Source organism: Ancylobacter novellus DSM 506 (assembly GCF_000092925.1).
GTDB lineage: Bacteria > Pseudomonadota > Alphaproteobacteria > Rhizobiales > Xanthobacteraceae > Ancylobacter > Ancylobacter novellus.
The window spans coordinates 4,383,618-4,405,632 of record NC_014217.1 but is presented as its reverse complement, the minus strand read 5'-3'; the positions used below and the strand labels follow the sequence as shown (position 1 = coordinate 4,405,632).

Genomic DNA, 22,015 nt, shown 5'->3' with positions numbered 1-22,015 from the left:
CAGAGACCCGCCGACCCCGGGGGCGAGGAGTGCATCACGACATCAGAAAGGGCCGGCAATGTCGAACATCAGCCAGATCTACGACGTCGACCTGAAGCTGCTACGCTGCTTCTGCACCATCGTGGAGGAGAAGAGCTTCACGGCGGCGCAGGCGGTGCTCAACCTCTCGCAGTCCACCTTGAGCGAGAACCTGAAGTCGCTGGAGATCCGGCTCGGCACGCGGCTGTGCCGGCGCGGCCCGAAAGGGTTCAAGCTGTTCCGCGAGGGCGAGGCGGTCTACCAGGCCGCCAAGGAGCTGTTCGCCTCGGTCGAGACCTTCAAGCAGAAGGCCTCGAACATCAACCAGAGCACCGCCTACGAACTGTCCATCGGCATTCAGGACGGCATCGTCGAGAACCCTTCCGCCCGTATCCACGACGCCATCCGGCGCTTCTCGGAATATTACCCGAACGTGCGCTTCCGCATGGAGGTGATGCTCGGCTTCCAGCTCACCGGCCGCGTCGCCGACGGCATCGTGCATGTCGGCATCGGGCTGGTGAACGACCAGTTCCCGCAGCTGACCTACGAGCACCTGTTCGACGAGCAGGGCTACATGTTCTGCAGCGACCGGCACCCGCTCTTCGCCGTGCCCGATGACGAGCTCACCATCGGCGACATCGAATCGGCCGCCTACTGCAACCGGGGGCATCTCGAATATTACCACCCCGAGCGCACCCGCCACGGCATCACCTGCGGCGATATCGGGCTCGGCATCCAGTCGCAGCTCGCGCTCATCCTGTCGGGGCGGAACATCGGCTATGTGCTCGACCACACGGCCGAGCCGCTCATCGCCGCCGGTTCGCTGCGCGCCTTGCGGCCGGATCTGGTGCGCATCGTCAATCCGGTGACGGCGATGATGGGACCCGGCGTGGTCGACTTCAAGCTCGCCCGCCGCTTCGTCGACTGCCTGATCGACGTCCATATGGAGCTCGGCCAGGGCCGGGTGCTGCCGCGGCCGGCCTTCGCCACGAGCTGCGGCACGCTCGTGGAACGCGACGGCGTGTGCAGCGTGCTGGCCTCGGCGAGGGTCGCCGCGCCGGAGTCGCCCAAGCGCGCCCACGCCGCAGGCCCGGCCTACGGCGCCGCCTGAGCGACAAGGAGCTCAGCTCCCCGCCGGCACGTAGAGACAGATCGTCCCCGCCGCCGGGAAGCCGCTATAGGAGCAGCGGTGCAGCGTCCCGTCGCCCGACGGTTTCACGCGCCGGTCCGAGAACGGGATCATCTCGCGGGTCGCCGGGATGAAGTAGCCGCCCAGCGTCGTTTCCACCTCGCCCGGCGCGGCGGGGTGGCAGTCCTTGCTGTCGCAGCAGGCGGCCGAATAGGACCAGCCGCTTGGCGCATTGTGCGCGGCGGCCGGCAGGCAAAGGACGGCGAGCGCCATAGCGCCCGAAAGGGTGCGCAGCAACGGCATCATTACTGTTGTAGGGCGGCGAAAAGCGGCGACCAGTAGCGGCACATGGAACGGTGGAGGGGCTGCATTCACGCGCAGTGCGACGGTTTCCCCCGCATCGCCGGATCAAAGGCTTGACCGATACATCGCCGGCCTCCAAGCAGGGGCGATGAAACGATCCCTGTCCTCATGACCGCCTCCCCTTCCGAAATCGTCGCCGCCACGGCCGCACGCGGCCGGCGGATCGAGACGCCCCTGTCCGGCCGCCCGCTGGTGTGGCACGCCTTCGGCGAAGGCCGTCCGCTCGTGCTGCTGCATGGCGGCTACGGCTCCTGGACGCACTGGATCCGCAATGTCGAGCCGCTTGCCCGCACCCGGCTGGTGCTGGTGCCGGACATGCCCGGCTTCGGCGATTCCGGCGATCCCGAGGACATGTTCACGGCGCAGAGCGTCACCGCGCCCGTGCTGGCGGGGCTCGAGGCGATCATCGGCCCGGCGACGCCCTTCGACATCGCCGCCTTCTCCTTCGGCGGTTCGGTTGCAGGCCTCATCGCCGCGTCGCAGGGCAAGCGCGTGGGGCATGTGGTGCTGGTCGGCAGCGGCGGACTGCGCCTGCCGCGGGCACCTCAGGTCGAGCTCCGCAACATCAGCCTGCTCAAGGACCCCGCCGCAATCATGGAGGCGCACCGGGCCAATCTCGGCATCTTCATGTTCCACCGGCCTGCGAGCGTCGACGAGCTCTCCGTGCATCTGCAAGCGGCGAACGTCGCCCGCGCCCGGGTGAAGAGCCGCCGCATCTCGCGCATGGGCGTGCTGCACGATGCGCTGCCGCAGATCAGCGCTCGTCTCGTCGGCATCTGGGGCGAGGAGGACGTGATCAGCAAGGGCCATCTGGACGAGCGCGAGGCGCTGCTGAAGTCCCATGACCCGGAGGCCCGCTTCCACCGGCTGGCGGGCGCCGGCCATTGGGTGCAGTACGAGAACGCCGACGAGGTCAACGCGATACTGGCGACGGAGCTCAGCCTCGGCTAGAGCCGCGGCGGGCCGCCGGCATGCGGCCCTGCTCGCGCAGCAGGCCGGCGGAATGGCGCACCAATTCGGCGATCTCAACCAGTTGCTTGGCCAGCGGGCTGGTCCGGCGCCAGATCATGCCGATGGTGCGCGAGGGCTCCTGACCGCGGAAATGCACCACCGAGACCGAGGCCGAGCGCGTCTCCACCGCCACCGCCATCTCCGGGATCAGCGTCACGCCGATGCCGGCATCGACCATCTGCACCAGCGTGGAGAGCGAGCTGGCGTCGAGCAGGTCGCGCGGCGGCGAGGGGCGCGTGTTCATGCTGCAGAAGGACAGCGCCTGTTCGCGGAAGCAGTGGCCCTCTTCCAGCAGCAGCAGCCGCATCTCGCGCAGCGCATCCGGCTCGGGCACCGGCTTGCCCTCGTCCTCGCCCGGCCGCACGAGGACGAAGCTCTCCTTGAACAGGGTGGTCTCGGCGAGTGACGGCTCCGACACCGGCAGGGCGACGATGGCGGCGTCGAGCCGTCCCTCCTCCAGTTCCTGGATGAGGCGCGGGGTCAGCGTCTCCCGCACATGGATGTCGAGCCCGCCATAGGTGCGGGTGAGGTCGCCGATCAGCGTCGGCAGCAGATAGGGCGCCACCGTCGGGATGACACCGAGCCTCAGCCGCCCCACCAGCCGGTCGCGCGAGGCGCGCACGAGGTCGCCCAGCTCGTCTACCGAGCGCAATATGCCGCCGATGCGCAGCGCCACCTCTTCGCCGAAGCTGGTGAGCCGCACCTGCCGCGCGCTGCGGTCGAACAATTCAGTGCCGAGTTCCTCCTCCAGCTCCTTGATCTGCATCGACAGCGCCGGCTGCGAGATACCGCACGCCTCGGCCGCGCGGCCGAAATGGCCGTAGCGCGCCAGGGCCTCAAAATAGCGGAGCTGCTTGAGAGTGAGGTTCGTCATAAGGCGAACTTATCACACCAATCAGCAAATCCGAATTAATCTAATGAAAGCTATGTGGTACGACGCTGCGTGACCGGAACGCTGCCGATGTCACGACCGCCTCACGTCGTGAGGCTAGAGCGTGTCGCGGCATCCGCATCCTTCATCGCGCCGACCGCGGCCGGAACCTTCCATGCCGCCGGACGGCCGCCACCTGACGCAACGAGCCGCTATCGGAGACGAACATGGACGCGAAGACCGAACAGGGTGCGGGCAAGTGCCCGGTCGCCCACGGGACCGGGGGCACCACGAATCGCGACTGGTGGCCGAGCCAGCTGCGCGTCGACCTGCTGAGCCAGTACTCCTCCAAGTCCAACCCGCTGGACGCCTCGTTCAACTACCGCGAGGAGTTCGCCAAGCTCGACTATGAGGCGCTGAAGAACGATCTGCGCCAGCTGATGACCGACTCGCAGGAATGGTGGCCGGCCGATTTCGGCCATTACGGCCCGCTGTTCATCCGCATGGCCTGGCACAGCGCCGGCACCTACCGCCTCCCCGACGGGCGCGGCGGCGGCGGACGCGGGCAGCAGCGCTTCGCCCCGCTCAACAGCTGGCCGGACAATGTCAGCCTCGACAAGGCGCGCCGCCTTTTGTGGCCGATCAAGCAGAAATACGGCCAGAGGATCTCCTGGGCCGATCTCATGATCCTCACCGGCAACGTCGCGCTGGAGACCATGGGCTTCCGCACCTTCGGCTTCGCCGCCGGCCGCGAGGACACCTGGGAGCCGGACCAGGATGTCTACTGGGGCCGCGAGACGACCTGGCTGGGCGGTGACCTGCGCTACGCCCACGGTTCGGAAGGCGTGCACAAGCCGGCCGACGAAGGCGTGCTCGTCTCCGACGACAATGCCGACGGCGACGTGCATTCGCGCAACCTCGAGAACCCGCTCGCCGCGGTGCAGATGGGCCTGATCTACGTGAATCCGGAGGGCCCGGACGGCAACCCCGATCCCCTGCTCGCCGCCAAGGACATCCGCGACACCTTCGGCCGCATGGCGATGGACGACGAGGAGACGGTGGCGCTGATCGCCGGCGGCCACACCTTCGGCAAGACCCACGGCGCCGGCCCGTCCGAGAATGTCGGCCCCGAGCCGGAAGCCGCCGGTCTGGAGGCGCAGGGCCTCGGTTGGCACAACAGCTTCGGCACCGGCAAGGGCGGCGACACCATCACCAGCGGCCTCGAAGTCACCTGGACGCAGACGCCGGCGCAGTGGAGCAACTTCTTCTTCGAGAACCTCTTCAAGTTCGAATGGGTGCTGGAGAAGTCCCCGGCCGGTGCGCATCAGTGGGTCGCCAAGGACGCCGGCGAGGTGATCCCGGACGCGCATGACCCGTCGAAGAAGCGCCGGCCGACCATGCTGACGACCGACCTGTCGCTGCGCGTCGACCCGGTCTACGAGAAGATCTCGCGCCGCTTCCTGCAGAACCCGCAGGCCTTCGCCGACGCCTTCGCGCGCGCCTGGTTCAAGCTGACCCATCGCGATCTCGGCCCGCGCTCGCGCTATCTCGGCCCGGAAGTGCCGAAGGAAGAGCTGGTGTGGCAGGACAACGTGCCGGCCGTCGATCACCCGCTGATCGACGCGGCGGACGTCGCCACGCTGAAGGCGAAGGTGCTGGAATCCGGTCTCTCGGCCTCCGAGCTGGTCGGCACCGCCTGGGCCTCGGCCTCGACCTTCCGCGGCGGCGACAAGCGCGGCGGTGCCAATGGCGCGCGCGTGCGCCTCGCCCCGCAGAAGGACTGGGAAGTCAACGAGCCGGCGCAGCTCGCCAAGGTGCTGCACGTGCTGGAAGGCATCCAGTTCGAGTTCAACCGCGGCGCGGCCGGGGGCAAGAAGGTCTCGCTCGCCGACCTCATCGTTCTGGCCGGCAATGCCGGCGTGGAGCAGGCCGCCAAGGCCGCCGGCCATGACGTGACGGTGCCGTTCTCGCCGGGCCGCACCGACGCCTCGCAGGCGCAGACCGACATCCACGCCTTCGCGGTGATGGAGCCGGCGGCGGAGGGCTTCCGCAACTTCCAGACGCCCTCGCTCCGGGTGCCGGCCGAGGTGGCCCTGATCGACAAGGCCCAGCGCCTAACCCTGACCGCGCCGGAACTGACCGTGCTGGTCGGCGGCCTGCGTGCGATCGACATCAATGTCGACGGATCGCCGCACGGCATCTTCACCGACAAGCCGGGCGTGCTGACCAACGACTTCTTCGTCAACCTCCTGGATATGGGGACGGAGTGGAAGGCGGTGTCGGCGGACAGGAACCTGTATGAGGGCCGCGACCGCAAGAGCGGCGAGGTCAAGTGGACCGGCACCCGCGTCGACCTCGTCTTCGGCTCGAACTCGGTCCTGCGCGCGCTGGCCGAGGTCTATGCGGCCGCGGACGCCAAGGAGAAGTTCGTGAACGACTTCGTCGCGGCCTGGACCAAAGTGATGAACCTCGACCGCTTCGACGTCGCGGCGGCCTGACGACACTATTCCCGGTCGCCGCAGCCGCGGCGGCCGGGCCGTCCCCTTTCCGGCTCGGTGGGCCGGTGATCCGCTATTCGGCTCCCGACGCCTCGACGTCGTGGATCGCCGCGAAGGCCGCGCGAACGGCCTCCAGCACTTCTTCCGACAACGCCGGATCGCTCTTGGCGACCGCCCTCGAGACGGCGATGGCGCCGATCTCTGCCGCCGCGGCCGCGACCGCGAGACGGCGGCGCTCATCGGAGGGGATCGTCTTCTCAAGCGAAGCTTCCAGCAGTGCCGCCATCGCCTCGAAGGCGCCGGTGAAGCTGGCGCTGACGGCCTCGTCCTGCCGCCCCACCTCGCTGGCGGAAGCGGCCATCGGGCAACCCGCCTCCAGCATGTCGCGCATGCGCGGCGAGAGATAGCCCTCGAGATAGTCCTCGAAGGAGAGGCGACGCTCGCCCGCCCACTCGCGAATATCCGCCAAATTGCCGGCAAAGCCGTGCGAGAAGGCTTCGGCCGCCAGCGCATCTTTGGACGGGAAATGCGCGTAGAGCGCGCCATGGGTCAGTCCCGCCTCTTTGGCGATGTCCGCCACGCCAACGCCGTCGATGCCCCGCTGGCGGAACAGCCGGCTCGCCGCCTGCAGCAGCGCAGCCCGGTTCTCTGCAGCCTTCTCCTTCGACACACGCATCAATCGACCTCCCGAAGTTACCCGCCGAATTTAGTTGCAGTCGCCATCAATTTCACCTCTCCGTGCAGAAGCTGCGCCGGGGGCGTTCGCGCGCCCGACACCACAGCTTTTTCCGGCAGGGGGCTATGGCCGGCCGGCGGTGGCGGCTAAAAGTCTCGTACGGCTGCCCAGCACCGCCGGCTTCCGCTAGGCTGGTGCGCGCATTCGCGAAGATCCTACCGGCGAGACCGCATGACCGTCCCGAACGACGCCTTCGTCACCTTCGAGAAAGTCCGCAAGACCTATGACGGGCGGACGCTCGTGGTCTCCGACCTCGACCTCGAGATCCGCAAGGGCGAGTTCCTGACCATGCTCGGCCCCTCCGGCTCGGGCAAGACCACCTGCCTGATGATGCTCGCCGGCTTCGAGCACCCCACCTCCGGCCGCATCACGCTGGGCGGGCGCTCCATCGACGGCGTGCCGCCGCACAAGCGCGACATCGGCGTCGTGTTCCAGAACTACGCCCTGTTCCCGCATATGAGCGTGCTGGAGAACGTCGCCTTCCCCCTGAGTGTGCGGAAGGTCTCGGCGGCGGAAATCGACCAGCGGGCGCGCGCCGCGCTCGGCATGGTGCATCTCCAGCACCTCGCGGACCGCAAGCCCGGCCAGCTCTCCGGCGGCCAGCAGCAGCGCGTGGCGCTCGCCCGTGCGCTGGTCTTCGAGCCGGTGCTGATCCTGATGGACGAGCCGCTCGGCGCGCTCGACAAGCAGCTGCGCGAGGCGATGCAGTATGAGATCAAGCACCTGCACGAGCGGCTCGGGGTGACCATCGTCTACGTCACCCACGACCAGGGCGAGGCGCTGACCATGTCCGACCGCGTGGCGGTGTTCAACGAGGGCAAGATCCAGCAGCTCTCGACGCCGAAGGAGTTGTATGAGCGGCCGCAGAACGCCTTCGTCGCCAGCTTCATCGGCGAGAACAACGCGGTGCACGGCACGCTGAAGAGTGCCTCAAGCGACACCTGCGAGGTCGAGACCGCCGGCGGCACGCTGCGCTGTGAGCTCATCGGCGCGCGCACGCCGGGCGCGCGCAAGCTCGTCTCCATCCGCCCGGAGCGCGTGCGCATCGTCGACGGCGCGTCCACATCCGCCAATGTGATGCCCGCCCGGATCGAGGAAGTGATCTATCATGGCGACCATCTCAGGCTGCGCCTGTCGACGACGGGCGTCAGCGACTTCATCGCCAAGGTGCCGAATGCGGAGGGTGGCCGCGACTTCGTCGCCGGTCAGGAACTGAAGATCGGCTTCAACACCACGGATTGCCTCGCGCTCGACGCTCCGGCGCGGGCCTGAGCAGGGTCTCCAACGTGCCTATGAAAACAGAGGGAACGAAAATGAAAAGCACACTCGGACGACTGATCCTCGCCGCCGGCGTGACCGCCGGCTTCTCCCTCCTCGCCGGCGCGGCCAGCGCGCGCGACCTCACCGTGGTCGGCTGGGGCGGCGCGGCGCAGGCGGCGCAGAACAAGGCGATGTTCGAACCCTTCGTGAAGGACACCGGCACCAAGCTGGTGCAGGACAGCTGGAACGGCGGCATCGGCGTGCTGCGCACCAAGGCGCAGGGCGAATCCACCTGGGACGTGGTGCAGGTCGAGGCCGACGAGCTGGTGCTCGGCTGTGAGGAAGGCATCTACGCCAAGCTCGACTGGACCAAGCTCGGCAACAAGGACCAGTACCTGCCCGGCATGGCCGACGATTGCGGCGTCGGCACCTTCGTCTGGTCGACCGCGCTCGCCTATGACAAGGGCAAGCTCGGCGAGAACGGCCCGAAGAGCTGGGCCGACTTCTTCGACACCAAGAAGTTCCCGGGCAAGCGCTCGCTGCGCCGCGGCCCGCGCCAGTCGCTGGAATTCGCGCTGATGGCCGACGGCGTCAAGCCGGCCGACGTCTACAAGGTGCTGGGCACCAAGGAGGGCGTCGACCGCGCCTTCAAGAAGCTCGACACCATCAAGAAGGACATCGTCTGGTGGGAGGCCGGCTCGCAGCCGGTGCAGCTGCTGCAGTCGGGCGAGATCGCGATGACCAGCGTCTATAACGGCCGCATCTTCGCCGCCAACAACGCCGACAAGACCAACTTCGCCATCGCCTGGCCGGCGGGCTTCATCTACCAGGTCGACAGCTGGGTGATCCTCGCCAATTCGCCGAACAAGGATCAGGCGACGGACCTCCTGAAGTTCATCCAGACCTCGGCCCGCCAGCAGGAAGTCGCCAACGCGCTCGCCTACGGCCCGACGCTGAAGGATTCGACCGGCAACATCGCCCCCAACGTGCTGCCCTTCCTGCCGACCGCGCCGGGCGTGATCGAGCACGGCCTCGGCTTCGACGTCAGCTTCTGGGTCGACAACATCGAGGCGCTGAACGAGCGCTTCAACGCGTGGGCCGCGCAGTGAGCTGGGCGGCGCAGTGATCTGACGCTGCCGACCGCGATGGAGACGACGGCGACAAACGAGGCAAGGGCCCTGCGCGCATCGCTGCGCAGGGCTGAGCGCACGCGCACGCTGCGCGGGCTTGGGCTCGCTCTGCCGCTCATCCTCTTCACCCTGGTCTTCTTCGTGCTGCCCATCGCCGGCATGCTGCTGAAGGCGGTGCAGAACGGGCCAATGCCCGACATCCTGCCGCAGACTTCCGCGCTGCTGCGGCAGTGGCGGGCGGACGAGCAGCGCACGGTCCCCGACGAGGCGGTGTTCGCCGCCTTCGCCGGGGAGCTGCGCACCGCCTCGCAGAACCGCACCCTCCCCGAACTGGCGACGCGGCTGAACTTCGAGAATGCCGGCTACCGCTCGCTTCTCATGTCCACCGCCCGCCGGCTTCCCGAGACACCGGCCGGCACCTGGCGCGACACGCTCACCGGCCTCAACCCGCAATGGGGCGAGGTGGCGATCTGGGCGGCGCTCGGCCGCGCCTCGCCGCGCCTGACCGACAGCTTCCTGCTCGCCGCGCTCGACCACCGGCGCGACAACAACGACCACATCCAGCCCACCGATCCGAGCCGGGCGGTCTATGTCGCCTCGCTCACCCGCACGCTCGAGATCAGCGCCATCGTCACGCTCCTCTGCCTCGTGCTCGCCTATCCGCTCGCCTACCGGCTGGCGACGCTGCCCGAATCCACCGCCAACTTGCTGATGATCCTCGTGCTGCTGCCGTTCTGGACCTCGCTGCTGGTGCGCACCGCGAGCTGGCTGGTGATCCTCCAGCGCGAGGGGCCACTGAACGAAGCGCTGCAATGGCTCGGCCTCATCGACCAGCCGCTGCAGCTTGTGTTCAACCGGCCGGGCGTCGTCATCGCCATGACGCATGTGCTGCTGCCCTTCATGGTGCTGCCGATCTATTCGGTGATGAAGGGCATCCCGCCCAACTACATGCGGGCCGCGACCTCGCTCGGCGCGCCCTTCTTCACCGCGTTCCGGCGGGTCTATTTCCCGCTCTCGCTGCCGGGCGTCACCGCCGGCTGCCTGCTCGTCTTCATCCTCGCCATCGGCTACTACATCACGCCGCTTCTGATCGGCGGCGCCAACGACCAGATGGTCAGCGCGCTCATCGCCTTCCTCACCCTGCAGACGCTGAACTGGGGCCTGGCGGCGGCGCTCGGCACGGTGCTGCTGGTGATCACCATCGCCCTCTATTTCGTCTACACGCGCGTCGTCGGCACCGACGGCATGAAGCTCGGCTGACGCCATGGGAGAGCGGATCCGCGGCATACTTCTGTGGAGCGTGAGCATGGCGGTGCTCGCCTTCCTCGTGCTGCCGCTCCTGGTGATCGTGCCGATCTCCTTCTCCTCGGCGAGCTTCCTCAGCCTGCCGATACCCGGCTTCTCGCTGCGCTGGTACGAGGAGCTGCTGACCAGCCCCGCCTGGGGAAGGGCGTTCCTCAACAGCCTGATCGTCGGCACCATCGCCACCACCATCGCCGTGGTGCTCGGCACGCTCGCCGCCGTCGGCCTGCACCGCAACGAGTTCCGCGGCAAGGCTCTGCTGATGGGGGTGCTGATCTCGCCGATGATCGTGCCGATCGTCATCGTCGCGCTGGGCAGCTACTTCTTCTACGCCCCGCTGGGACTGGCGAGCTCGTTGCTCGGCCTTGGCCTCGCCCATGCCGCGCTCGGTGCGCCCTTCGTACTGATTACGGTGAGCGCCACGCTGACCGGCTTCGACGCCAACCTCGCCCGCGCCGCCGCGAGCCTCGGCGCCTCGCCGCTCGCCGCCTTCCGGCGGGTGACGCTGCCGGTGATCGCGCCGGGCGTCATCTCCGGCGCGCTGTTCGCCTTCGTCACCTCCTTCGACGAGGTCGTGGTGGCGCTGTTCCTCACCGGCCCGCTCCAGCGCACGCTGCCGCGGCAGATGTTCGACGGCATACGCGAGAACATCAGCCCCACCATCCTCGCCGCCGCGACGCTGTTGATCGTGCTCGCCGTCGGGCTGCTGCTGACCGCCGAGCTGCTGCGCCGGCGGAGCCTGAGGCTGCGCGGCATAAGCTGACGTCGGCGGCACCGCCCGTCACAGCACGACGAGCGGCACCTTCCCACCATGTCAAAGCGAAACGCCCGCCTTAGATTAGGAATGGCGAGGAGGCAGGTCGACCACCAACTACCTGCCGGGCCATACTCGAAGCCGCGGGACCGGCACCTATGAGGGAGACTGCCTGATGAGCATCCGTCGTCTTCTCGCGAGCGTGGCGCTCGCCGCCGGCCTCGGCCTCGGCGCACCCGGCGCGGCCATGGCCGCCGACAGCGTCACCGTTGCCTCCAAGATCGACACCGAGGGCGCGGTGCTCGGCAACATCATCGCCCTGCTGCTGGAGCAGAACGGCCTGCATGTGAAGGAGCGGCTCTCGCTCGGGCCGACCAAGATCGTGCGCACCGCCCTGCTCGAGGGCGAGATCGACATCTATCCCGAATATACCGGCAATGCCGGCTTCTTCTTCAATGTCGACGGCGACCCGGCGTGGAAGAAGGCCGACACCGCCTATGCCAAGGCCAAGGAACTCGACGCGGCCAACAAGCTGGTCTGGCTGCAGCCGGCGCCGGCCAACAACACCTGGGCCATCGCCGTGCGCGGCGACGTCGCCAAGAAGAACAAGCTGGCGACGCTGGACGATTTCGGCAAATGGGTCGCCAGTGGCGGCGAGGTGAAGCTCGCCGGCTCGGCCGAGTTCGTCGAGAGCGCGGCGGCGCTGCCCGCCTTCCAGGAGGCCTATGGCTTCAAGCTCGGCCAGGGCCAGTTGCTGGTGCTCTCCGGCGGCGACACCGCAGCGACCATCAAGGCGGCGGCGGAAGGCACCTCCGGCGTCAACGCCGCCATGGTCTATGGCACTGATGGCGGCATTGCCGCGCTCGACCTCAAGGTGCTCGACGACACCAAGGGCGTGCAGGCGGTCTACCAGCCGGCCCCCGTGGTGCGCGCGGCGGTGCTGGAGGCGCATCCCGAGATCGCCACCATCCTGGCCCCGGCCTTCGCCGCGCTCGATCTGGAGACGCTGCAGGGCCTCAACGCCAAGGTGCAGATCGAAGGGCAGGACGCCCGCACGGTGGCCAAGGACTGGCTCACCGGGAAGGGCCTGCTGAAGTGACCCTGGCGGGCGACGCCGCCCTCGCCCCGGCGGTCGAGGCGTCGCCCGCCCGGCGCAAGGCGGCGGAGGCCCGCGCCAATCCGCTGCTGGTGCTCATCGTCACCGGCATGGTGGTGGCGCTGGGGAGCCTCGGCTTCGTCGCGGTGGCGCCGAACCGCATCCTCAGCGGCAAGGCGGTGGCGCTGTGGTCGGCCGTGGAGCCGGGCGTCGCCATCCTGATCGGAGCGCTGGTCGTGGCGCTCGGCGTCGCGGCGCTGATCCGATCCGGCATCTGGCGCGACCGGATCACCGCGATCGTCGCTGCTGCGCTGCTGATCGCCTGCGTCACCGCCGCCGGTCATGCCGGCAGTCTTGTTGCAGCCGATACCGGCCCGATCGCCCGCACCTCGCTGGGCGCCGCTTTCTGGATCGTAGCGGCCGGCTCCGCCTTCGCCCTCGCCGACGCGACCGGCCGCCTCGCCCCGCACCCGCTGGCGCAGGCCGCCATCGCCGCGGCCATGGTCAGCGTATTGGTTGCGCTGGCTTTTTCCGGCGTGCTGTCCGACCTCTCGCTCGCCCGCGAGCTCGCCAACCGCCGCGCGGCCTATGGCGCGGAAGTCGTTCGCCACATCGCGCTCGTCGGCGGCGCGCTCGCCGGGGCGCTGCCCATAGGCGGCCTGCTCGGCGTCATCGCGCTCCGAAAGCCGGGTTGGCGGAAGCCCTTGTTCGGCACGCTCAATCTCGTCCAGACCATCCCTTCCATCGCCATTTTCGGCCTGCTGATCGGACCGCTCAGCGCGCTCGCCGGCGCCGCGCCGTTCCTGCGCACGCTCGGCATTGGCGGCATCGGCGCCGCGCCGGCCATCATCGCCCTTACCCTGTATGGGCTCCTTCCGGTGGCCCGGGGCACCTTCGCCGGCCTCGCCTCGGTGCCGGAGCCCGTGATCGACGCCGCCCGCGGCATGGGGCTCGACGAGCGGCAGATCCTCTGGCGCGTCTCCGTCCCGCTCGCCTTGCCGATCCTCGTCGCCGCGCTGCGCGTCGTCGTGGTGCAGCTCACCGGCCTGACGGTGGTGGCAGCGCTCATCGGCGCCGGTGGTCTGGGCTCCTTCATCTTCCAGGGCCTCGGCCAGACCGCCACCGACCTGATCCTGCTCGGCGCGCTCTCCGCCATCGCCCTCGCCCTCATCGCCGACCTCGCGCTGCGCAGCCTTGGCGCCGTGCTGACCTCCGGGAGGCCCTCATGATCGTGCTCGACCGCCTGACAAAGCGCTTCGGCGCGACGACGGCCGTGGACCAGCTCAGCCTCACCGTCCCCACCGGCTCGATCTGCGCGCTGGTCGGCCCTTCCGGCTGCGGCAAGTCGACGACGCTGCGCCTGATCAACCGTCTCATCGAGCCGGATGGCGGGCGCGTGCTGATCGACGGCACCGACACGGCGAGCCTGCCGCCGGTCGCGCTGCGCCGGCGCATCGGCTACGTCATCCAGTCCATCGGCCTGTTTCCGCATTGGAGCATCGCCCGCAACATCTCCACCGTGCCGGAGCTGCTCGGCTGGCCGGAAGCGCGCATCGACGCTCGCGTCGACGAGCTGCTCGGCCTCGTCGGCCTCGATCCTGCCCTGTTCCGCAACCGCCGCCCGCACGAGCTCTCCGGTGGCCAGCAGCAGCGCGTCGGCGTCGCCCGCGCGCTCGCCGCCGATCCGGACCTCCTGCTCATGGATGAGCCCTTCGGCGCGCTCGATCCGGTGACACGCGATGGGCTGCAGGCGGCGCTGATCGACATCCAGGCGCGCACCGGCAAGACGGTGGTCATTGTCACCCATGACATCGACGAGGCCATCCGCCTCGCCTCGCTCATCGCCGTGCTCGACAAAGGCCGGCTGATCCAGCAGGGCGCACCGCGAGACCTGCTTAGCCGGCCGGTGACGCCCTTCATCGAGGCCTTCGTCGGCGGGCCGCGCCGTGGCCTGCGGCTCTTGCAGGTCACGCCGGTCGGCGAGCGCACCGACTATGACAATGTTACCGGGGGCGAGGCCATCGCCGCCGAAGCGACGCTCGACGTCGCGCTGGAGCGCATGGTGGCGGGCGCGATCGACCGTCTCCCCGTGCGTGACCGCACCGGGCGGCAGGGCACGCTTTCCCTCGCCGACGTGGTGGCGCCGGAGGGTGCATCATGAGCAGCCTCACCCGCCCCATCCCCACCGCTGGCGGCTTTGCCCATCTCGCCGGGCGCCCGGCCGTATGGGCCACGCTCGCCTTCGCCGCCGCGCTGGCGCTGCTGCCCTTCAGCGACGGCGTGTTCCACACCCTCTTCCCGGAACTGCAACGCCCGCTCTACACCCGCGCCAGCTTCCTCGACCTCGCGCTCTCCCATGCGGCGCTGGTCGGCGCGGCGAGCCTCGTGGTGGTGAGCGTCGGCATCGGCATCGGCATCTTCGTCACCCGCCCGGCCGGGCGCGACTTCGCCGGGCCGGTCGACACGCTCACGGCCGTCGGCCAGACCTTCCCGCCCACCGCCGTGCTCGCGCTCGCCGTGCCGGTCATCGGCTATGGCGGCGCGCCGACCATCGTCGCGCTCATCGCCTATGGCCTGCTGCCGGTGGTCAGCGCCACCATCGCCGGGCTGAACGCCGTGCCGGTGGCACCGGTGCAGGCGGCGGACGGCATCGGCCTCTCGCCCGCCGGGCGGCTGCTCAAGGTCGAACTGCCGCTCGCCGCGCCGGTGATCCTCTCGGGCGTGCGCACCTCGGTGATCCTCAACATCGGCACCGCCACCATCGGCTCGACCGTCGGCGCGCTCACCCTCGGTTCGCCGATCATCGAGGGCCTGTCGGGCTCCAACCCCGCCTATGTATTGCAGGGCGCGATCCTCGTCGGCCTGTTCGCCATCGCCACCGACCTGTGGTTCGACGAGCTGGAGCACACCCTGCGCTGAGCGGGTCACCGCACCCGACACATTGACGCCGGTCCGAGTATGGATGGGCAAGCGCCCGTTGAAGGCCATGCGTCGCACCTCGAAACTCGGCACCGACACGAGGTGGCCAATCCGTCCCGCGGACCGGCTTCCTCGTCGATGTGGGAATTCCGGGTGCCAGCATGAGTGAAGCCTTCAACCAGCCGCTGAGCGGCAACGACATGCCGCGCTTCGGTGGCATCGCCACCATGATGCGACTGCCGCACGCCTCCACCGCCGCCGGCCTCGACGCCTGTTTCGTCGGCGTGCCGCTCGACATCGGCACCGGCAACCGCAGCGGCACCCGTTTCGGGCCGCGGCAGATCCGCGCCGAATCCGTGCTGATCCGCCCCTACAACATGGCCACCCGCGCCGCGCCCTTCGATTCGCTCCAGGTCGCCGATGTCGGTGATATACCGACCAATCCCTACAGCCTCGCCAAGTCGGTCGACGCCATCGAGGCCGGCATCTCGGCCATCCTGTCCCATGGCTGCAAGCCGCTCTCGCTCGGCGGCGACCACACCATGGCGCTGCCGATCCTGCGCGCCATGGCGAAGAGGCACGGGCCGGTCGGGCTCATCCATGTCGACGCCCATGCCGACATCAACGACACCATGTCGGGCGAGAAGATCGCCCACGGCACGCCGTTCCGCCGCGCGGTGGAGGAGAAGCTGATCGATCCCAACCGCACCGTGCAGATCGGCCTGCGCGGCTCCGGCTACTCGGCCGATGAGTTCGACTGGCCGCGCAGCCAGGGATTCCGCGTCTTTCCCGCCTGCGATCTCTGGCACCGCTCGCTGGTGCCGCTGATGGACGAGGTGCGCGCGCATCTCGGCACCGGGCCGGTCTACATCACCTTCGACATCGATTCGCTCGACCCCGCCTTCGCGCAGGGCACCGGCACGCCGGAGATCGGCGGGCTCACTTCCATGCAGGCGCTGGAGATCATCCGCGGCTGCTGGGGGCTCGACATCGTCGGCTGCGACCTCGTAGAGGTGTCCCCACCCTATGATACATCCGGCAACACGGCGCTCACCGCGGCGAACCTCTTGTTCGAGCTGCTCTGCGTGCTGCCCGGCGTGCAGCGGAGGAACTGATTGATGGCCGGCCCCACCCTGCTTTTCGCCTCGAACATCGACGATCCCGCGCCGTGGCAGGCGCTGTTCGCCCGCGAGCGGCCGGATGTCGAGTTCCGCGTCTTCCCCGACCTCGGCGACCCGGCCGATATCACCCATGCCCTCGTCTGGCGCATCCCGGACGGCGTGCTGGCCTCGCTGCCGAACCTGCAGGCGGTGTTCTCGCTCGGCGCCGGCATCGACCAGATCATCCGCGATCCGGCCTTTCCGCGTGAAAAGCCGCTGTTCCGCCTCGTCGACGGCGGATTGCGCGAGCAGATGACCGAATATGCGCTCTACGGCGTGCTGAACTGGCACCGGCAGATGGACCGCTACCGCGCCCAGCAGGCGCAGCGCGAGTGGCGCATGCTGGAGGCGGTGCACCCTTCCCAGCGCACGGTCGGGGTGATGGGGCTCGGCGTTTTCGGCTCGGACATCGCGCTCAAGCTGGCACTGCTCGGCTTCGACGTCATCGGCTGGAGCCGCACGCCGAAGGAGCTTCCCGGCGTCGAGAGCTTCACCGGCGAGACGGGGCTCGACGAATTCCTCGGCCGTAGCGAGATATTGGTGAACATCCTCCCCCTGACCGACGAGACCCGCGGCATACTGAACGCGAAGCTGTTCGACCGCCTGCCGGGCGGCGGCGCGCTGGTGCATCTCGGGCGTGGCGGCCATCTCGTCGAAACCGACCTCGTCGCCGCGCTCGATGCCGGCAGGCTCGACTGGGCGATGCTCGACGTCTTCCCGACCGAGCCGCTGCCGGCGGAAAGCCCGCTCTGGAACCATCCGCGCGTGCTGGTGACGCCGCACATCGCCGCCCAGGCGGTGAGCGCGGCGGCGGAGAGCGCCATCCTCGGTAATTTCAACCGCTTCGAGCGCGGTGAGGAGCCGACCGGACGGGTCGACCTCTCGGTCGGCTACTGAACGCGAAAGAGGCGCCGCACGGCGCCTCTTCTTTGCCGGCTATCGACTGATCAGCTGCGCAGGTTCTCCCGCAGCGTCTTGCCCGTATAGTCCTTCCGCAGCACGCCACGTTCTTGCAGGATCGGCGAGACGCTGCGGGCGAAGCTCTCGAAAGTGCCGGGGAAGGCCGTCGGCGTCAGGATGAAGCCGTCACAGCCCTTCGCCTCGAAGAAGGTCTGAAGCTGGTCCGCGACGCTCTCCGGCGTGCCGACGACCTGCGGGCAGAGCTCGGAGGTGGCGAAGCGCTGCGCCGCCTGCCCGAGCGTCAGCCCGTCCGCCTGCGTCGCCTTCACCAATATGTCGAAGGAGCCGCGCGAGCCCTCCTCGAGCTGGATGTCGGAGAGCGGCTGGTCGGCCGGGTAGCGGGAGAGGTCGACGCCGAGATGGTAGGAGACCAGCGCCATGCCAAGCTCGGCGTCGACGAGGCTGTTGATATAGGCCTGCTTCTCACGGGCAATCGACTCCGTCTCGCCGATGATCGGGTCGACAGAGGTGAGGATGGCGCATTCCTCCGGCGCGCGTCCGTACTTGCCCATGCGGACCTTGATATCGGAGTAGAAAGCCTGCATGCCGCTGATGTCGTGCTGCAGGGTGAAGATGATCTCCGACCAGCGCGCGGCGAATTCGCGCCCGCGATCCGACGAACCGGCCTGCATGATGACGGGATGGCCCTGCGGCGAGCGCGGCACGGTGAGCGGCCCGGCGGTCTTGATCCAGCGGCCCTGATAGTTGACGGGGTGGACCTTGGACGGGTCGGCGAAGGTGCCGGCCTTCTTGTCCAGCACCAGCGCGCCGTCCTCCCACGAGTGCCATAGCCCGATGCAGGCCTCGACCACCTCGTCGGCGCGGTCGTAGCGCTCATTGCGGGCAGGCAGCCCGTCGAGGCCGAAATTATGCGCCTCCAGGCTACTCGACGAGGTGACGACGTTCCACGCCACCCGTCCGCCGGAGAGATGGTCGAGCGTCCCGAGCGTGCGGGCGATGTGGTAGGGGTTGAACAGCGAGGTCGAGATGGTCGCGCCGAGGCCGATATGCTGCGTCGCCCGCGCCATCAGGGTGAGCAGCGGCACCGGGTCGAGCAGGCCCATCTGCCCGCCCTTGCCGAGCATCGTGTCGTAGCTGCCATTGTAATAGTCGGAGATGCCCAGCACGTCGGCGAAGAACAGGCTGTCGAAGCGCCCCTGCTCCAGCACGCGGGCGACGTGCTCATAGGTCGCCGGATCGAGGAACGCGTTCTGCGTCTCCGGATGGCGCCACATGCCGTGATGGTGCGAGGTCGGCCCGGCGAACAGGAACGCGACGAGGTGCATCTGTCGTGTCATTGGATTTCCCGATGTGGCGCTAGCGGAACAGTCGTCCGCGCCCTTGCAATTTCGATGCGTTTCCGCTGCCGCGCAGCACGTCCCAGGCCAGGGCCTGGTTGCTGGTGACGACGGGTTTGCCGGTCGCCACCTCGATGGCCTCGACGACGTCGGCGGTGGCAAGACCGGTGCAGGAGATGAACAGCGCCTGCGCCTCCGGCGTGTCCACGAGGCACTGCTTGCCGGCTGCGATCAGGCATTGAGGTGTGACGCGGTTCATCTGCCGGTCGCCATCGAGCGCGAAGGTGGCGCGGCTGAGCACATCGACGCTCGCAGTTTCGAAGAAGCCGGAGATGAGGTTGCCGGCCGCCTCCAGATAGGGCGCCAGCAGCGCGATGCGCCGCACGCCGAGGACGTCGAGCGCTCTGGCGCCGGCCTCAATGGGCGTGTGGACCGGCAGGCCGGGACGGGCGCGGGTGACGGCGGCGTGGACGTTCTCGACGCCGATGGCGACGGTGCCGGAGGTGCAGCTGAAGGCGACGGCATCGAGCGGCGAGCCCGGCACGAGGCGCGCGGTCGCTTCCGTGAGATGGTCGCGCATCGCCGCCAGCGAGGCCGGCGTCACCACCTCGGCGATGGGCACGCGGCTGGTGAAGACGGACAGGCCTTCGACCGACGCCAGGAAGCGCTCGAAATCGCCCACGCCCACCCGGTCGGTGGCGAGCGCGATCATGCCGACGGAGAGGCCAGCCTCTCCTTCCGCGGCGAACTCAGCCGGCAGGCGCGACCAGCGCGCCGGCGCGGCGATATGGCGTTCAGCGACCATCCCGTCACCCCTCGAATAGCCATCGAGGATAGGCGGCAGGCCGCCGGCGACGAATGCATCAACGCAAATCTAAAGTTTGGCCGCGCGCGGACCAAAGCGTCAGTCGGGCAGGCCGATGGACGGGTCGACCATGGCGCCGGGGTTCATCACCCCGTGCGGGTCGAACAGGCCCTTGAGGCCGCGCAGGACGCGGTAGCGGCCGGGATCGGCATAATGCTGCAACAGGCCGCGCTTGAGCCTTCCGACGCCGTGCTCGGCGCTGAAGGTGCCGCCCATGCCGACCGCGATGTCGTAGAGCCTCGGCGCCAGCTCGCGGGTGACCCGGTCGGTGAAGGCGAGCCGGTCCTCGCCCGGCGGGACGAGGATGTTGTAGTGCAGGTTGCCGTCGCCGACATGGCCGTAGACCGAGAGCTCGAAGCTCGGGTCATAGGCCGCCACCGCCGCGCCGCCCTCTTTGAGGAAGTCGACCGTGCGGCCGAGCGGCACGGAAATGTCGTGCTTCACCGAGCCGCCGAAGCGCTTCTCGCCCTCGGGGATGGTCTCGCGGATGCGCCACATCTCCGCCCGCTGCGCCTCGGCCTGGGCGATGATGACGTCCTCGGCCCAGCCCTGCTCGACCACCTCGCCCATCGCGCCTTCCAGCACCTCCTCGATGGGCAGATGCTTCGAGGAGGAGGACAATTCGACCAGGATCACCCCGCCCGAGCCGCTCTTCAGCCTGCCGCCATCGGCTGCCACCAGAGCCAGGGAGCGCGCGGTGATGAACTCGAAGGAGGAGACGAGGTCGCTGGTCTCGCGCCGCACCAGCGCCAGCATCTCCGGCAGCGGCACGTCGGGCGCGAGCTCCACCCAGGCGGTGGCGCGCCGGGTGGGCATCGGGATCAGTTTGAGCACCGCCCCGGTGACGACGCCCAGCGTGCCCTCGGCGCCGATGAAATTCTGGCGGATGTCGTAGCCGGTGTTGTTCTTGCGCAGCTTGCGCATGTCGTTGACCAGCGTGCCGTCCGGCAGCACCACCTCCAGCCCGAGGACGAGGTCGCGCGTCATGCCGTAGCGCAGCACGGAGAGGCCGCCGGCATTGGTGCCGATGACGCCACCGATGCGGCAGGTGCCTTCCGAGCCGAGGCTGAGCGGCAGGTACAGTCCGGCGGCTTCCGCCGCCTCCTGCGCGTGCTTGAGGATCACGCCGGCATCGACCGAGAGCGTCGCGTCGAGCGCATCGACCGCACGCACCTTGTCGAGCCGCTCCAGGCTGAGCACGAACTGCTCGCCCGAGCCGTCCGGCGTGGCGCCCGCGCAATAGCTCGTATTGCCCGCCTGCGGCACGATCCCCACCCGATGCTCGCTGGCGAGGCGCATGATCGCCATCACCTGCTCGGTCGAGGACGGCCGCAGCACCGCCGGCGCCGCACCGCGCACGAGGTCGCGCTGGTCGACGAGATAGATCGCCAGCCGGTCCGGATCGGTCAGCACGCCGGCCTCGCCGAGGATTTCACGCAGGCGCGCCAGCATCGCAGTATCGGGCATATCAACTCTCCCCGACCGGCCGCCCATGGACGCGGCGGCTGGTCCGATGTTTGCTTTCATTCCTCCCCCGGGGCACGAACCGGCCGGCGGCGCGAGCGCCTTCGGCCCTCGCGATAGCGGAGGCGAACATGGTCAATATCGCGAATGTCGATCTCCGGCTGCTGCGCGTTTTCACCACGATCGTGGAATGCAACGGATTCTCCGCGGCGCAGGCCGAGTTGAACATCAGCCAGTCGACCATCTCCAACCATATGATCGCGCTTGAGGAGCGGCTGCGCTCCAAGCTGTGCCAGCGCGGGCGCAGCGGCTTCGAGCTCACCGACCACGGCCGCGTGGTCTATGAGGCGGCGCTGCGCCTGTTCGCGGCGCTGGACGAGTTCAGCTCCGAGACCGAATCGCTGCACGGCATGCTGACCGGAGGCTTGCGCATCGGCGTGGTCGACAACACCGTCACCGACCCGCATTCGCCGGTCGCGGAGGCGTTGCGGCGCTTCTCCAAGCGGCCGAACAACGTCAGCATCAAGCTGGTGGTGGACAGCCCGCCGGCCTTGCAGCGGCAGGTGGTCGACCGGCGCATCGACCTCGCCATCTTCGGCTTCGTGCCGCGCCTGCCGAACCTGCGCTACCAGAACCTCTACACCGAATCGAGCGCGCTCTATTGCGGCGAGGGCCACCCGCTCTTCGCCAGGGACGAGGCCGAGCTGAGCATCGACATGATCCGCGACCACGCCTTCGCCAGCCGCTCCTACTGGTGCAACCAGGACCTGGAGCGGGTCGGGCTGGCGAAGACCGCGGCCTCGGTGGAGCAGATGGAGGCGCAGCTCATGCTGGTGCTCTCCGGCGCCTATCTCGCCTTCCTGCCCATGCATTATGCACAGGGATGGGTCGAGAGCGGTCGGCTCAAGCCGATCCTGGTCGACGAGACCTCCTATGCGGTGCGCTTCCAGCTCGCCACCCGCAAGGGGGTGCACACCACGCCGACGCTGAAGGCCTTCATCCAGGATCTCTACGGCGCGGTGGGCGTCAACGGCCGCAAGAAGAACGAGCCTGAGCTGCCGGCTCTCGCCTCCTGGCAGCCGCGCCGCACCCGCCACGAGGCCGCGCTGGTGATGAACTGAGGCCGGCAAGGAGCGTCAGTCGAGATAGGCCTCGCGGACCCGCTCGTCATTGACGAGCTC

20 protein-coding genes are annotated in these 22,015 nt (G+C 68.8%); 14 read left to right on the top strand and 6 right to left on the bottom strand.

Annotated features, from left to right (window positions below; all coding sequences use genetic code 11):
* Positions 1–58 precede the first annotated feature (58 nt).
* Positions 59–1,129 (top strand): LysR family transcriptional regulator, encoded by a 1,071-nt coding sequence (locus SNOV_RS20760; protein WP_013168941.1) that lies wholly within the window; start codon positions 59–61, stop codon positions 1,127–1,129.
* 12 nt (positions 1,130–1,141) lie between these two features.
* Here SNOV_RS20760 and SNOV_RS20755 read toward each other — a convergent pair whose 3' ends face one another.
* A complete protein-coding gene (locus SNOV_RS20755; RefSeq protein WP_144296027.1) occupies positions 1,142–1,444 on the bottom strand; it encodes a hypothetical protein in 303 nt (100 codons plus the stop codon).
* A 174-nt stretch (positions 1,445–1,618) separates the two neighbouring features.
* On the opposite strand from SNOV_RS20755, the gene SNOV_RS20750 reads away from it, so the two are divergent.
* Complete coding sequence (locus tag SNOV_RS20750) at positions 1,619–2,461, top strand: alpha/beta fold hydrolase (RefSeq protein WP_013168939.1); 843 nt, start codon at positions 1,619–1,621, stop codon at positions 2,459–2,461.
* On the opposite strand, the gene SNOV_RS20745 is transcribed toward SNOV_RS20750, so the two are convergent.
* Entirely contained in the window at positions 2,448–3,395 is a 948-nt protein-coding gene (locus tag SNOV_RS20745; RefSeq protein WP_013168938.1) for a hydrogen peroxide-inducible genes activator, read from the bottom strand. The two genes, SNOV_RS20750 and SNOV_RS20745, sit on opposite strands and share 14 nt — an antisense overlap.
* A gap of 224 nt (positions 3,396–3,619) precedes the next feature.
* Between SNOV_RS20745 and katG the strand changes: the two genes are divergently transcribed.
* Positions 3,620–5,890, top strand: coding sequence for a catalase/peroxidase HPI (gene katG / locus SNOV_RS20740; RefSeq protein WP_013168937.1), 2,271 nt, complete (start codon positions 3,620–3,622; stop codon positions 5,888–5,890).
* 73 nt (positions 5,891–5,963) lie between these two features.
* On the opposite strand, the gene SNOV_RS20735 is transcribed toward katG, so the two are convergent.
* Positions 5,964–6,566 carry a TetR/AcrR family transcriptional regulator gene (locus SNOV_RS20735; RefSeq protein WP_013168936.1) on the bottom strand — a complete coding sequence of 201 codons (603 nt, stop codon included), beginning with the start codon at positions 6,564–6,566 and terminating at the stop codon, positions 5,964–5,966.
* 231 nt (positions 6,567–6,797) lie between these two features.
* On the opposite strand from SNOV_RS20735, the gene SNOV_RS20730 reads away from it, so the two are divergent.
* From SNOV_RS20730 to SNOV_RS20685, 10 genes are all read left to right on the top strand, one after another.
* Positions 6,798–7,898: an ABC transporter ATP-binding protein gene (locus tag SNOV_RS20730; protein ID WP_013168935.1), complete on the top strand. Its 1,101-nt coding sequence runs from the start codon at positions 6,798–6,800 to the stop codon at positions 7,896–7,898.
* A gap of 41 nt (positions 7,899–7,939) precedes the next feature.
* Positions 7,940–8,995, top strand: coding sequence for an ABC transporter substrate-binding protein (locus tag SNOV_RS20725; protein ID WP_013168934.1), 1,056 nt, complete (start codon positions 7,940–7,942; stop codon positions 8,993–8,995).
* A gap of 36 nt (positions 8,996–9,031) precedes the next feature.
* On the top strand, positions 9,032–10,276 hold the full coding sequence (locus SNOV_RS20720; protein WP_013168933.1) for an ABC transporter permease: 1,245 nt from the start codon (positions 9,032–9,034) through the stop codon (positions 10,274–10,276).
* A gap of 46 nt (positions 10,277–10,322) precedes the next feature.
* Positions 10,323–11,081 carry an ABC transporter permease gene (locus SNOV_RS20715; RefSeq protein WP_013168932.1) on the top strand — a complete coding sequence of 253 codons (759 nt, stop codon included), beginning with the start codon at positions 10,323–10,325 and terminating at the stop codon, positions 11,079–11,081.
* A 166-nt stretch (positions 11,082–11,247) separates the two neighbouring features.
* Positions 11,248–12,171, top strand: coding sequence for a glycine betaine ABC transporter substrate-binding protein OsmF (osmF, locus tag SNOV_RS20710; RefSeq protein ID WP_013168931.1), 924 nt, complete (start codon positions 11,248–11,250; stop codon positions 12,169–12,171).
* Positions 12,168–13,397 (top strand): ABC transporter permease, encoded by a 1,230-nt coding sequence (locus tag SNOV_RS20705; RefSeq protein WP_013168930.1) that lies wholly within the window; start codon positions 12,168–12,170, stop codon positions 13,395–13,397. Before osmF ends, SNOV_RS20705 begins: the two co-directional genes overlap by 4 nt.
* Complete coding sequence (locus SNOV_RS20700; protein WP_013168929.1) at positions 13,394–14,329, top strand: ABC transporter ATP-binding protein; 936 nt, start codon at positions 13,394–13,396, stop codon at positions 14,327–14,329. Before SNOV_RS20705 ends, SNOV_RS20700 begins: the two co-directional genes overlap by 4 nt.
* Positions 14,326–15,087, top strand: a complete 762-nt coding sequence (locus SNOV_RS20695; RefSeq protein ID WP_013168928.1) for an ABC transporter permease — start codon at positions 14,326–14,328, stop codon at positions 15,085–15,087. The genes SNOV_RS20700 and SNOV_RS20695 overlap by 4 nt, the downstream gene beginning before the upstream one ends.
* A 161-nt stretch (positions 15,088–15,248) precedes the next feature.
* A complete protein-coding gene (gene speB / locus SNOV_RS20690) occupies positions 15,249–16,202 on the top strand; it encodes an agmatinase (protein WP_013168927.1) in 954 nt (317 codons plus the stop codon).
* Positions 16,203–16,205: 3 nt separating this feature from the next.
* Positions 16,206–17,144, top strand: coding sequence for a 2-hydroxyacid dehydrogenase (locus SNOV_RS20685; protein WP_013168926.1), 939 nt, complete (start codon positions 16,206–16,208; stop codon positions 17,142–17,144).
* A gap of 50 nt (positions 17,145–17,194) precedes the next feature.
* On the opposite strand, the gene SNOV_RS20680 is transcribed toward SNOV_RS20685, so the two are convergent.
* The 3 genes from SNOV_RS20680 to SNOV_RS20670 form a co-directional block, all read right to left on the bottom strand.
* Positions 17,195–18,505, bottom strand: coding sequence for an LLM class flavin-dependent oxidoreductase (locus SNOV_RS20680; protein ID WP_013168925.1), 1,311 nt, complete (start codon positions 18,503–18,505; stop codon positions 17,195–17,197).
* A 19-nt stretch (positions 18,506–18,524) separates the two neighbouring features.
* Positions 18,525–19,310: a maleate cis-trans isomerase family protein gene (locus tag SNOV_RS20675; RefSeq protein WP_013168924.1), complete on the bottom strand. Its 786-nt coding sequence runs from the start codon at positions 19,308–19,310 to the stop codon at positions 18,525–18,527.
* Between the two features lie 99 nt (positions 19,311–19,409).
* The gene (locus SNOV_RS20670; RefSeq protein WP_013168923.1) at positions 19,410–20,837 is read right to left on the bottom strand and encodes an FAD-binding oxidoreductase; all 1,428 of its coding nucleotides are present in this window, start codon (positions 20,835–20,837) and stop codon (positions 19,410–19,412) included.
* 128 nt (positions 20,838–20,965) lie between these two features.
* On the opposite strand from SNOV_RS20670, the gene SNOV_RS20665 reads away from it, so the two are divergent.
* Entirely contained in the window at positions 20,966–21,955 is a 990-nt protein-coding gene (locus tag SNOV_RS20665) for a LysR family transcriptional regulator (protein ID WP_013168922.1), read from the top strand.
* Positions 21,956–22,015: the final 60 nt, after the last annotated feature.